The following is a 13,804-nucleotide window of genomic DNA, read 5'->3' on the forward strand; positions in this document are numbered from 1 at the left end:
CTTCTAGTTCAAAGGCTCTAACGGTTCTCCATCAAAAGTACAGAGTTGTGAGTCCTTTTCTCCTAAACGACCACAAACAGGACAAACCATTAAAATTTCCTGTTGTTGTACAGGTGGTTGTGGTTCCTCTACCGTGTCTTGTGTTGCCGGTTGAGGTTGTGGTGCCGGTTTTTGTGCGTCTAACCATTGTTGTGCTTGTGGTTGCAGTTTTCCACCTAAACGCAGATAGTCTTCGTATAATTTCTGCGCGCGACCGTTGTATTTATTGTAGCGATAAATTTCTGCGAGTTCCAACATCGCTAAACGATATCCCGCCTCAGAACTTGTTTGGTATAGTGTCAACGCTTCTTTATCAACTCCTTGGTTTCCTTTTTGCAGACTTCTTGCCAAAAGATAACTAATCTCTGCGTCTTGTGGTGCATTTTGATGGCACTTACGCAAATAGGAGACAGCCTCTTTGTAAAATTCGAGCTCAAATTTAGTTTTGCCCATTTTGCAAATGGCATCGCGGTCATTACTGTTTGATTCCAAGTATTTACCAAAATAATATTGTGCCTTGTCATAGTCTTGCAGAAAAAAGTTACTATCTCCCAAGGCAAAAAGTTCCTGGTTACTTAAATTGTCTTTTGCCGCAATTTTTGTCACTTGTCTAAACAACTGTTTGGCTTTTGTTTCATCCCCTGAATTTATCGCTTGCTTTGCGGCCTCGTAAGTTGTCAGATCGCTACTACTGTTTGTTGGTGTAACTGTTTGCGTAGAACCACAAGCTACGAATAATAAAGTGGCTACCAGTAAAATTTTGTTCATACTAAACGTCCCTTTTCTTAATAATGTAGTATTTACGACTTGGCGAGTTTAGACTAATTTATATCATAACTGTTCCATAATAAAATAGCACTAAAAACTTCTTGTCTTTTTAAAATAAAAACAGAATGAAAGAGAAATGAATTTGTAATTGATAATGCAAGCCGCGATATGCTAAAAAGCCTTTTGATGACATGAATAAAAGACTATGTTCCTTTTTTCACTATTGTAGTGAAATCGGAAACTTTCATCAATTACAAAATGATGTGACAACTAAATTGTTTTCCTGCAATCACAAACGCTTTATGAGATTTAGTTTTAGAGAACTTCGTCATCGAGATACATCAAAAGTACTTGCCTTTTACGCTATCAGCTATTAAAATAAAAACTTTAGAAATTCTATGGCGTGTTACCACCCAAAGTTTGTTAATTCCTTGAGTTATTATAAATGCTAGCTAGGCACGAAATAAAACTCACCGGCAGTATGAATGCATAAAAATAAAACAGGAGTGAATTTGAATTACTGCGATTTTCAACTTGGGTCGGAATAAAAAATAATGTGCAATTAGAGTGAGATATTATTTTTTTCTAAATGCCTTACTACTCTTGGGGAGGGCAACTTTGTTGATGTTCTTCAATATGTTGCCAATACCGTGCTATGAATCAAAAATATATTCTCGATAATTATCCTTTTCCAATAGCCTCCATGTACAAAGCATTCACTGGTCAAACAGAAACCAAAGACCGTTTAAAAATGCTTTTACAAACACATGAATACTTACTGCGCTATATCAATTTAATGTTACTTTCCGTATACCGCGAAAAAAATGCACTGGGCAGTTTAAAGCACCATGATCCTTTTTCTCTACAATTTCTTTGCGAAAATCGTGCATTAGAAACATTTAAATTATTACTAGATCAAGAGATCTCGCACCCTGTTTTTAACGACATAAAATTGTGGATGTCACAGCTAAAGCAAAGTCATGTTTATCTGAGAGAAGTAAAAGACTTTAAATACGAAGACCAAACAACAAATTCTTTAGATTGTTTGTGGGAAATTGGTCAGTTTGTGATTCCCATCATCGATGTTTTAAACGAAGACGAAGCTCTTTCTTATCTAGATCTTTGCGAAAAAGCGCTCGCCGCAGTTTTCAAAAGCATGGAAGATTTACTAGACCAATATTTACTTATTGCCGTAGAAGATGAAACGGCATCTAGCTATCTTATTTGTTATTTTCAAGGGACAAACGCTCAGTTTCCTCAATACGAATTAAATACAACGACAAAATTGAAAAAGGGTCAGGTTTACATATACAATAAGAAGAAAAATATCTTTTTATCCATGCATCCATTTGTTGTTTACCAAGACTGCTATTATTGTATTCGCGAAGAATCTTTTTCCAACAAAGAACTGTTTCTATTTCAGTTTGCATCAAATAAACGGTTGTTTTATTCTGGCTATAAACATGAAGTTGCTCTACGAGAACATTATGAAGATTACGAGGTTTTATGGCAAAACTACAAAGAACCTTTTTCACAACCTATTGATGTAAAAGACATCTGGGAATTTTCTTTTCACAAAATGGAAGAGCATGTCGAGCAGGCAAAACGCAGTGGCTTACTGAATCAATATTTTTCACGTAAAGATTGTGAATCTGTATTAGAGAGTTTTGTGGAAAAAAGTAATCCATACCCTATGTTTTGCTTGACCGGTGAATTTGGTTGCGGGAAAAGTACTTTGTTACTCGAAGCAGCAAGGAAATGGTCTTCCCAAGGAGATGTTGTCGTCTTTTTAAACGCCTTGTGCCCGAATATAGAAACGCATCTTGATCATTACTTTTCTTGCAGTAATTTTATTAGCAAGTTCCAAGAAACGCGGTATCGCTTAATTTTGATCTTTGATGAAATTAGTGGCAATCCTCATCCGGAGAAGTTGGTAAATTCCATCACAAACTTTACACACAAATACCAAAAGTGTGTAAAAGTGATTTTGTCCGTTTCGAACATTTTCTATCTACATTTAAAAAAGCACTTGAAATTAAGTATGTTTATGCCGATAGAGGGGAAATGTCCGCTTGTCGAAGCGCGATTACATCACTATCAGTTACACCTCCCGCGTTCGTTTGTTGGCAAAACTTTATACAGTAGTGTGGCCAACCGTAAACTAGGTCCTGTTACGCCATATGATTCTTTTTCTCAAGATCTGCGTGCCATGCTCCTTAACCCTTCTTTGACATTTATATTCCTACAGGCATTAAAAAATCGCGAAGTACCCTACAATCTAGGAATTCGTGATATCATGGAAGGATTTGTCATGAACGAGGTTAGTGTAAATAAGCAACATCGCGATACGATGGACAAATTTGTAGAATCCTCCGTGAAGTCGGCGCGAACAAATCTTACTTTTGATGAAGTGATTGAGTCTGACAACGATCGTTTCGTGCAAAGTGTGATTAATTTATCTTCCTCATCCACAGTGCCACTACTACGGAAAAAAGGAATACTTTCGTATTTTTCGGTGTACGATCAACACGGAGAAATTCCTGGGGTAAACATTCCGATGTCTTTGGTGAAGAACTATTTATTTTATCGCTGCTTTGCGTTGTCAGGACAGCACGGTGATGAGTTACTCGTATCTTATTTACAAAAGCTAGAAAAAGGCAATTATCCTCTATTGGGAGTTGTGTATTTTGCATTGATGCGACTAGCAGATAAGCAGTACTATGATCGTTTGGCATTGGTCATCAAAAATACCGGCAGTTACAATTCGTTTGCTCGGGGGATTACGGCAGAGATACTATTATTCAAAATTAGGTGCTGCAACTATTTGGTGGGAAAAGGCAACGCCATTGATGAATTTGTTGAAGCATTGCTACGTAGCAATAATGAAAGTTGCGCAGTTGCGGTTGCTGATGCTGCGGCATACTTGTATAGCATTGGATATTATTCTTCCGCAGCAGCTATGTTTGAAAAGCTGTCCGAACAAACTAATAACATCATACAAGAGTACGACGACGTATCTCTGCTTGTTCTCGCGGCGAGAAGTTATCAAAAATCATCTGACATGAAACGCGCTCTGAAACTATACAAAAAAAGTTATAAGGCAATGAAAAAAATCCAAGGCACGAATCTTGAATTACAAATTTCGTTGTTATTGGCGCAAGCACATCGCGAAATGAACGATTTTGAAAAAGTTGGTTTCTTTTTAGATAAGATAAAACCGCTGCATAAAAAAATCACTGGTTCATATCTTGAGGCATACTTGTACGAAGAATTTGGTTTTCTAGAAGAAAAAAAAGGCAACTATGCGAAGGCTATCGAGTTTTTCGAACTCCAAGAAAAAACTTACGACAAACTGAACAATGAAAATAAGGTGGGCTACGCATTTGAAAATGTAGCACGCATACACTACTTACAAAAAGAAAAAGAAAAGTCTCTTGATCTCTTGGAGGAAGCGCTGCAAATATTTTCAGATACAGGAGATTATTACAAAATAGGTAATGTGCAGTACACCATAGCAAAAATTTATCAGCAGCACTACGAATACGAAAAGGCAGCGAATCATTATTTACAAGCTCTAAATGTTTACGAAGTTTTGGACGACCGAACTCTTCTTGTCGATTTGTATATGAATTTAAGCGAGATATATGAAAAGTTAGACAAATCGGAAGATGGTAAGTTATATATTGAAAAAGCAATGTTTATCCTGCGGGAGTTGGGTGACGAGAAAAGATTAGCGAAATGTTTTTTCAAATCCGGAAAACAAGATTTTAAAATCAAGCAATACAAATCGGCTCTGGATAAGTATTTTCGAGCGCTCGAAATATACAAACGCAATGAAGATCAAGAAGGTCAAGCCGATATTCACAACGAACTTGGAGTGTTGTACTACACGCAAAAAAAATATGATAAAGCAAACAAACATTATAACGACAGTCTTAAAATTTATCAGTCCATTAAGAACTTAAAAGGTATCGCCGAAGTGTACAACAATATTGTGGTGGTGATGGCTCATACCAATAAACTAAAGAAGGCCCTAGAAACTCTTATGGATTGTCGCTCTATATATCAAAAAATAAAAGATTTTAAAGGGATTGCTACAACAAAAGGAACCGAAGCTCTCATTTATAAGCTGGAAGGGGACAAAGCCAAAGCGCTAAATTGTTACATTAGTTGTGCCGAAATGTTTGAAAAAATTGGCGAGAGTCGACTTCTTGGTAATGTATACAACAGTATTGGACTTCTTTATAAAGAAAAAGCCGATTTCCAAAATGCACTGAGTTTTTTCGAGAAAAGTGCTAAAATCCAAGAAAAAATTAGCGATTATGTGGGGCTTTCTGCTTCATATAACAACATCGGTTTAATTTTCGATGCGAAAAATGACTATGAAAAAGCATTGAAATACTACAATATGGATCTCGATATATCGAAAAAATTGAATGATAAACGCGGCACCGCGACTTCATACAACAACATCGCTATTTTGCATTACAACCACAAAAATTATGCCCGTGCATTGTGGTATTTAGAGAAATCAATACAGTTGTATGAAAAACTGCAAGATGTAGCAATGGTGAGAAAAGTTAAAGAACGCATTCAGTATGTGAAAGAAAAGCTGTAACATGGATGAAGAAGATATCAAGGAAATTATAGACGAGTTTACCATCGAGGCATCAGAGCTTCTTGAGCAGATAGATCAAGATCTAGTTGCCTTAGAAGCTGAACCGGATAACCACGAATGTTTGAAACGAATTTTTCGTAATTTTCATACCATAAAAGGTACAGCAAATTTTTTGGAAGAAAAACCCAACTTTGCAAAAATGGGAAAAATTTCACACATTGCAGAAGATGTACTCGACGCGTTGCTGGGGAATAAAATAACAGCTAACTCAGAAATTATGGATTATATATTAGAGACAGTTGACATTGTCAAGTTGCTTTTTGCTTGTGAGAAACGCGGCGAGATTAGTGATGTAGATATCTCTGCTACATGCCAAAATTTGCAGAACGTTTTGCTGGCTCCCGTGAAAGAAGATTCCGAAGCTGTGGAAGAAAATTCTGAAGCCGAGGAAGACCCTGGACTTGACGAAGAAGATATTCGTGAAATTGTCGATGATTTTACGGTAGAAGCGACCGATCTCCTGCAAAAAATAGATCAAGATTTAGTTGCTTTGGAAACAGAGCCACACAATACAAAATTTCTCGAAAGTATTTTTCGTCATTTGCATACCATCAAAGGAACAGCAAACTTCCTGAAAAGTAAGAAAAATTTTTCGAAAATGGGAAAGGTGGCCCATGCTGCGGAAGATGTGATGGATGCTTTACGCAGTGGAAAGTTAAAAATGACGGCCGAGATTATGGACACGGTGTTACGCAGCGTGGACATCATTAAGTCTCTGTTTGTCATTACCGATGTCGATGAAAATCTCATTACCAAGCAGCTGCGCGAATTTTTATCAAAGGACCGAGCGCAACAAAAGCCAAAAATTTCGGTGCAGCAAACGCAACGCATCCAAGAAGCACTGCGTCGACCAGTGGATAATATGGGAGAGACGCAACGCCGTTCGGGAATTCTACCTCAGGATTCAAATATCCGCGTCGACACCAAAAGACTTGACCATTTGATGAATTTGGTGGGAGAACTTGTTCTGGGGAGAAATCAACTGCTGCAGGCGATGAACCATTTAGAAGATGTTATCGGTGATGATTTTCACTACCGAAAATCAAATTCGTTGACCACCAAGTCTGAACAATTGCAACAGAGTAAACAAATGTTGAGTTCTGCATCAGATTTTTTAAATTTTGTGACATCTGAGTTACAAATGGCGGTTCTCAAGACGCGCATGCAGCCTATAGGGAAAATTTTTAATCGCTTTAATCGCACAGTACGTGATTTAGCAAGAGAACTTAACAAAAAAATAAACTTAGTTATTGATGGCGCCGATACGGAGTTAGATAAGACGGTAATTGAGGAAATTGGGGACCCTTTGATTCACCTGCTACGTAATGCCGTAGACCATGGAATTGAAACGATTGATGAACGGCAAAAAAAAGGTAAGTCGCCCGCGGGAACGATACGCTTGTCCGCGTACCATGAAGGCAACCAAATCGTTATTCGTATATCCGACGATGGCAAGGGAATTGATCCAGAAAAGGTGAAAGAAAAGGCGCTCAACATGGGAATTGTCTCCGTGGAAGATCTTGAGCACGTGCCGCCTGAAAACTTAGTGAATTTGATTTTTATGCCAGGGTTTTCTACTGCGGGACAGGTTACGAGCATTTCTGGACGTGGCATTGGTATGGATGTGGTGAAGAGCAATATCGAAAAACTCAATGGCTTTATTGAAATCTCTTCCACAATCAACCAAGGATCTGTTTTTACCATAAGGCTTCCTTTAACTCTTGCCATTGTTCAAGCGTTAAAAATTAGCGTAGGCAATGAAGTTTTTGCGGTGCCTCTGGGGTCGGTGATTGAAACGATACGTACCTATACCCACAAAGTAGAGACCATTTCCGGGCAAGAAGTGATAAGATTTCGCAAAAATATTATACCATTGATTCGTTTAAGCTCGTTGTTTTCTTTGCCACAAAACCAAGAACACAGTGATAAAATATACGTAATTATAACACGTATTGCCGATCAAAAAATAGGTTTGGTTGTGGATAAGATACTCGGCCAACAAGAAATCGTGGTCAAATCATTGGGGAATATACTCGATAATATACCTGGGATCTCAGGCGCTTGCTTGGCGGGCGACGGCCGCGTAATTTTAATCTTAGATTTAGCGGGCGTTATTCGTCTCTTGCCTAAAAAAATAAATTTAGGTGCCGTGAAACACGAAGTGCAACATCAAGACAAACAAACTTCAAAACAACGACGTTACACTGTTTTGGTTGTCGAAGATTCTAAAAATGAACGCAAAAGAATATGCAAAGCACTTCACAATGCGAACTTTCGCGTCGTAGAAGCCCAAGACGGCCGTGAGGCTCTTGGACAATTGGAAAACTACTATGTCGATTTAGTACTAACAGATTTAGAGATGCCGGACATAGACGGCTATGAGTTCACCCGTAAAATCAAAAAAGACACGCAGTACAAAAACATACCCGTTATTGTAATTTCGAGCCACCGTGAAATTATAAATCGCATAAAAGGTATGGAGGTGGGTATAGATGATTATTTTACCAAGCCATGTGATGATAAAAAGTTAATAGAGGCTATACAAAGATTACTAAGTAGGGAATTGATATGAGGATATCCATTCAAGTAAAGACAATTTTAATTAGCGTTGCATCTGCAGTGATTACAGCGATCGCACTGCAACTATCCAAGGGAACTTCTAGTTTTTTCATTTTGGGATTTACCTGGGTATTTTCTATTTTTGCCGCAGTATTCTTAGGGTACCTACTAGGGTGGCATATTGAAAACCGTATTGGCATGTTGCACAAACGAACGAAGGAAAAGAACTTTGAGCGCTACAAGTCCATCCAAACGGTTTTTTTTACCGAAGACAGTATTAGCGATTTAATGGGAAATATTGATTCTTTTTACAACGAAGCTTTCAGTTCTCTAAATAATCTACAGGAAAATTTAAAAGAAATTGTCAAACTAATCGGCCACATTGTGCTACGTATTGAAAAAGTGGGGAAAAGTACAAAAGACCAAGGGGATGTGATGCGCAAGTTGTTGACAAAATCGATGGAAATCGACAACAGCATCGATCGTTTGTCATCGCGAGCCACAAGCCTTTCGGAGTCGACACTAAAAACTTGCCAAGTGGTAAAAAGTCTTGATGATATGATTAGTGATGAATCAACGACAATGGAAAATGTCAGTAAAATTTCTCAAGAGGCTGTAGATGTCGCGCAAGAAGGAAATTCTGTAATCCGCGAAATGCAGGAAGGTATGGATCGGATTTCCACTAATGTAAGAAGCGCATCAGAGATATTAGAAAATTTAGGACAAAGTTCGGATGAAATAGGTGAGATTATTAGTGTGATTGACGATATTGCCGACCAAACAAACCTTTTGGCTCTCAATGCTGCAATTGAAGCGGCAAGAGCTGGAGAACAAGGCCGCGGTTTTGCCGTTGTTGCCGAGGCGGTGCGCAATCTCGCCGAAAAAACACAAAAAGCGACTAAAGAAATTGTTATCATGATCAAAGGACTTCAAGTGGAAGCCACAAGTGCTGTTTCCTCAATGCAAGGCGGAAAAAAAGAAGTGGAAGGTGGTGTGGTGATGGCGGAAAAGGGTGGTCTTTCTTTACGCCGTATAGCCTCTTCTATTGATCGCTTTAACGAATTAATCAAAAAATTGAAAGAAGGTTATGGCAACCAGGTAAATTTAAATGAGCGCATCAACTCTAACATAGAGGAAATTTTGCGCATCTCAAAAGAGTTTGCGACAACGATAGAGGATCAAAAGTCCCATAGCAACATCGCTAAAAAGGATATTGATGACATGGATCGCTTTGTTGTGGACAACCTGCAAACCATTAGTGAGATTAAAAGAGACTCCGAAGAGGTATTGTCGCAAGTTTCTACCTTACAAGGCTATTTGCGCTTTTTTGCCCATGAAGAGTTACAGAAACACAACGAGGTTGAGTAATTATGGCGAATTTAAGTGTTGATACAAATCACGAAGAAAACCACGACCAGGTTGTTACTTTTCACATTGACAAAGAAATGTTTGCCTTTGGCATTTTTGAAGTCAAGGAGATTATTCGTGTTCCCGAGATTACCATTGTTCCCAAAAGTCCCTATTTCATAGAGGGGGTAATCAATCTACGTGGTACAGTAATACCTATTGTCGATTTGCGTAAAAGATTTAAACTCCCGCCTTTACAAAACAAAAATCGTATAAGAATCGTTATCGTTGAATTGGAAACGTCATTGGTTGGTTTTTTAGTCGATATGGTTTTGGGAATCCGCAAAATAAATAGAGAACTGGTGCAAAAACCATCTGCTATCATGAATACCATTGATAGTGAATGCACAAAAGGAGTCGCGCGGACAGAAGACGCAATTATTATGTTGTTAGATATTGACAAAATTTTGCATGACGAAATAGAACGAGGATAAAGATGCGCTGGGAACTTTTTCAACATCGTTTAGGTGTCAAAATATTCGTTGTTTTTTTCACCTTTTTGCTAATACTTACCACGATGAGCATTGTTATATTTACCATGAGTTTGGAGTCTATTCACAACGACCATCACCAAACAAAAATAGGCGAACTATGCCAAAGCATTGCATCGCAAATTCCTTCGGAGTGTTTATCAGGGAAGACTTCTTTCAGTACTCTTGAGGAAAATTGGCAGACTTTTTTGTCTCCGATACTCGGAGAGGAGTATGGAATAGATTTGCTGACAAAGGACAATTCCGATACGTGGAAAAGCCTTGGTGGTTGGGGAAACCTGAGTGTAACTAACCTTCCTCCCAAAGTGGCAAGTAGTATAAAGCGCGATGATTCAAATATCGTAACTGTTCAGAAAAAATCTCTGGTGGTCACATCGTTAAGTCTTCAAGACGCACTATTGGTTGTTGTTGTCGATAAGCCTGTTACTTCCACGGATAAATCGTTTGCTTTTATTGTGTTTTTAGTTGTATGTTCACTGGCAGTGGGAATAATTTTTGTGTATTTACTTTCTGTAGTGGTTTTCAGTGGTGTATTACCTAAAATCACTAAGATAAAAGACGACATTCTCCATGAAATTTCTTTTACAAAAAAAGTATTGATAGAGAATGAAACGTTAACACAGAATTTAAAACAGCACATACAGGAACGTAAAATGAGTATCCAGTCTTCGGTAAACGATACGTTGCGCGTTAACGAACATTTTTCCGGTGACCTACACGGAATGTTGCAACAACTACAGATGATTTACGTTGCTCTTGACAAACAAAATGAAAAAGTCAAGACAATGACAGACTCGCTTACCGATATTAGTAGTGCCATAAAAGACGTATCATCCAATGCAAATAAAACAGTCGGAACTTCGCGTAATTCCGAAACTGACGCCAAAAAAGGTGGAGAGGTAGTGCAACAACTTATTTTGCACATGAATAAAATCACCAAAACAGTATCTAATTCTGCACAAGTTATGAAAGAATTGGCAAAACGTTCGCATGAAATTGGAGACATCATCAATGTGATTGATGATATTGCCGATCAGACGGAACTTTTGGCGTTAAACGCCGCTATTCAAGCTGCACGAGCAGGGGAACAAGGTCGGGGATTTGCTGTTGTTGCCGATCAGATCCGAACCCTTGCGGAAAAAACCACTCATGCGACAAAGGAAATTGCAGAAACGCTTTCGGCAATACAAGAGGAATCGACTTCCGCAGTAAAAGCGATGGACAATAGTAAAAAAGAAATTGACCAAGGAACCGCTTTTGCGGTAAGAGCAGGAGTAAATTTACAAAAAATTGTTGCGGGAGCAAAAAGAGTAACTAGAATGATTTCGGGTATTGCGAGTTCTGCGGAAACGCAGTCTGAGGCAACTATTTCTATCTCCGACTTGGCTTCGGATATTTCAGAGCGTTACATGGAAACGCATGGTGAACTACAAACGGCCTTGTCAAACTCCAAAGAACTCGAAACGTGCATGACGAATCTCACCGCACTTGTGGAAAAATTCTTGGTAATTTGCTCTGACACGAAGTTGGAAAACGAAATGGTATCTTTTAGTGAGATCTCCTTAAAACAACTTGAAGATCGCAACCACCTTTTGCAAAAAGTACAACAGTTGGATTAAATAGATGAACTATCGTAAATTTTTTATATCGCAGATTGTGCTTCTTGCTCTTCCGAGCATACTATTGTCATCGTTCGCTATTTATGCGATTCTAGGTCAAAAAGCGATCATTACCCAAAAAATAGAAGAGACGTACTTGCACTTATTACGCAGTACACAACGGCGTGTGTCACAAGTTTTAGGAGAAAAAGAGTACCAAGTTTATGTGACGACGAAAAATTATACAGAAAACGAGACACAGCAATTAACATTGTTAGACCCGTTCTACACGCATGTTTTTCTTGTGCGCAACAACAAAATTGTCTACCCGACACAGCGCAACAAAAATTTTCCCGAAGCGACGAGTTTAGATTTGCATAACTACAATGCGTTTCAACAAGGTCATTTCTACGAATTTCAGGAAAAAGACTACCCAAGAGCTATTGAAGCGTACCGACAAATTCCTCAAGACAAAACCACCTTAGGTATGACACTCCTCGCCATCGCGCGCTGTTACAAAAAAAACAACAATTTTACGAAGGCACTCGATACCTACAACGATGTCGCCACGTTATTTCAAGATTCAAAAAGTCTGCGCGAGTTTCAGTTGGTGGTAAACGCTAAGTTGCAGATGATCGCGATTAAAAAATATCAACAAGATATGAAACAAGCCTACGAAAATTGTCTGCTACTATTAGAATTCCTATATGCGAACAAACTACGTGTACCCGAAAATTTATACACCCACTATCACAAGATGGTCGAAGAGGACATTGTTAAGATTAAAAACAATCAAGATTTGACGTCGGAAACCAAAACGAGTCTATTGCAACAGCATGCGCAAATTATCGAAGTTTATGAACAAAAGCAACAGCAAGAGTTGCTACTGCGGCAGATTCGACATTTGATTGACTACATTCAAAAAGAAAATAAAGACAGAGGATATCTACAGTACAAAGATAACAATGAGCAACACTTTATCTACTTCTTTCGTTTTGAATATAGTATCGCGCTGTTTAAAATAAATATTGCCGCCCTCAAAAAGAAACTACGCACGATTGTGAGTGGTAAACAACTTGGGCAAGAATTTTTTATTACCATTATTGACGAAGCGGGACGTCCGATTAATGATATCGACAAACAGGCACATATGATCATTTCCCGCCCTATTTCCAATGATTTTCCGTTTTGGAGTGTCGCAATCTATTCGCAACATGCTAGTTCGTTGGAAAATTTGACGCGTCAGAAATCGTACTTGTATTTCGGCGGAATATTTTTTGTCATTATTTTACTATTCATGGGATTGTATGTATTTATATCTTCCTTCATCAAAGAAATAAAAAGTTCGCGTTTGCAGTCCGACTTTGTGAGCAATGTGACTCACGAGTTAAAAACACCATTGACGTCGATAAAGATGTTTGTGGAAACACTACTTATGGACCGCGTTGCCGATAAAAAAGAGCAATTGCAATGTCTAAATGTTATCGCCGCAGAAAGTGACCGCTTGAGTCGTCTCATTGACCGCATTCTTGACTTTGCGAAGATGAAAGAAAATAAACGCAAATTTTATTTTACCCAAGAAGATTTAGGCAGTGTGATTTCCAAAACCGCCACACAGTTTCAAGAAAAAAGACCTGATTGCTCGATTACGTTGAATATTAAAAAAGGTTTACCGCAGATTTCTTTGGATGTGGAAGCGATTAACCAGGCATTGATGAATCTATTGTCAAATGCATACAAATATACCGAGAAAGAAAATAAAAATATTATCATTTCCTGTAACAAAAAAGGAAAAAAATATTTAGAAGTGCGCGTCAAAGACAACGGGATTGGTGTTCCGCGCCACGAACAGCAACGAATTTTTCAAAAATTTTATCGCGTCGAAGATCGCAGAGCCGCCAAAATTGAAGGGACAGGATTGGGTTTAGCACTCGTTTCTTCGATTATTGAGGCCCACAAGGGCAAAGTGAATGTTTCCAGTAAAGTTGGTGTGGGAAGTGAATTTACGTTTAGTTTACCCATACATTCTTCTACATAAACGATAAAATTCTAAAATAATAGTTGTCAAATCACCTAAAAATAGTGATAATAGATATATTTTATGGGAAAGTCTCTATTCATCTAAAATGTTAGACCATAACAAAATAGAGTAAGAGCAATTCCTTCTTCAAAAAAATGCTAAGAGAAAAATCGGTATAAACAGGTAAAATTACGAGAGTAATGAGGGATATCACCATTTGGTATTGAAAACGCAATGCTACTTT

7 protein-coding genes are annotated in these 13,804 nt (G+C 38.2%); 6 read left to right on the top strand and 1 reads right to left on the bottom strand.

Annotation, left to right across the window (positions count from 1 at the left end; genetic code table 11):
* Window positions 1–3: 3 nt before the first annotated feature.
* The gene (locus UABAM_RS02860) at window positions 4–807 is read right to left on the bottom strand and encodes a CDC27 family protein (protein ID WP_151966490.1); all 804 of its coding nucleotides are present in this window, start codon (window positions 805–807) and stop codon (window positions 4–6) included.
* 655 nt (window positions 808–1,462) lie between these two features.
* Here UABAM_RS02860 and UABAM_RS02865 point away from each other — a divergent pair.
* Genes UABAM_RS02865 through UABAM_RS02890 form a run of 6 tightly spaced genes read left to right on the top strand, consistent with a single transcriptional unit; the run spans window position 1,463 to window position 13,578 of the window.
* Window positions 1,463–5,425, top strand: a complete 3,963-nt coding sequence (locus UABAM_RS02865) for a tetratricopeptide repeat protein (RefSeq protein WP_151966491.1) — start codon at window positions 1,463–1,465, stop codon at window positions 5,423–5,425.
* A 1-nt stretch (window position 5,426) separates the two neighbouring features.
* Window positions 5,427–8,057 carry a hybrid sensor histidine kinase/response regulator gene (locus UABAM_RS02870; RefSeq protein ID WP_151966492.1) on the top strand — a complete coding sequence of 877 codons (2,631 nt, stop codon included), beginning with the start codon at window positions 5,427–5,429 and terminating at the stop codon, window positions 8,055–8,057.
* Complete coding sequence (locus UABAM_RS02875; protein WP_151966493.1) at window positions 8,054–9,412, top strand: methyl-accepting chemotaxis protein; 1,359 nt, start codon at window positions 8,054–8,056, stop codon at window positions 9,410–9,412. Before UABAM_RS02870 ends, UABAM_RS02875 begins: the two co-directional genes overlap by 4 nt.
* 2 nt (window positions 9,413–9,414) lie before the next feature.
* Window positions 9,415–9,885: a chemotaxis protein CheW gene (locus UABAM_RS02880; RefSeq protein WP_151966494.1), complete on the top strand. Its 471-nt coding sequence runs from the start codon at window positions 9,415–9,417 to the stop codon at window positions 9,883–9,885.
* A 2-nt stretch (window positions 9,886–9,887) separates the two neighbouring features.
* A complete protein-coding gene (locus UABAM_RS02885) occupies window positions 9,888–11,561 on the top strand; it encodes a methyl-accepting chemotaxis protein (protein WP_151966495.1) in 1,674 nt (557 codons plus the stop codon).
* Window positions 11,562–11,565: 4 nt separating this feature from the next.
* Window positions 11,566–13,578 (top strand): sensor histidine kinase, encoded by a 2,013-nt coding sequence (locus tag UABAM_RS02890; RefSeq protein ID WP_151966496.1) that lies wholly within the window; start codon window positions 11,566–11,568, stop codon window positions 13,576–13,578.
* Window positions 13,579–13,804: the final 226 nt, after the last annotated feature.

The sequence above is a fragment of the Candidatus Uabimicrobium amorphum genome (genome assembly GCF_009002475.1).
Classification (GTDB): Bacteria; Planctomycetota; Uabimicrobiia; order Uabimicrobiales; family Uabimicrobiaceae; genus Uabimicrobium; species Uabimicrobium amorphum.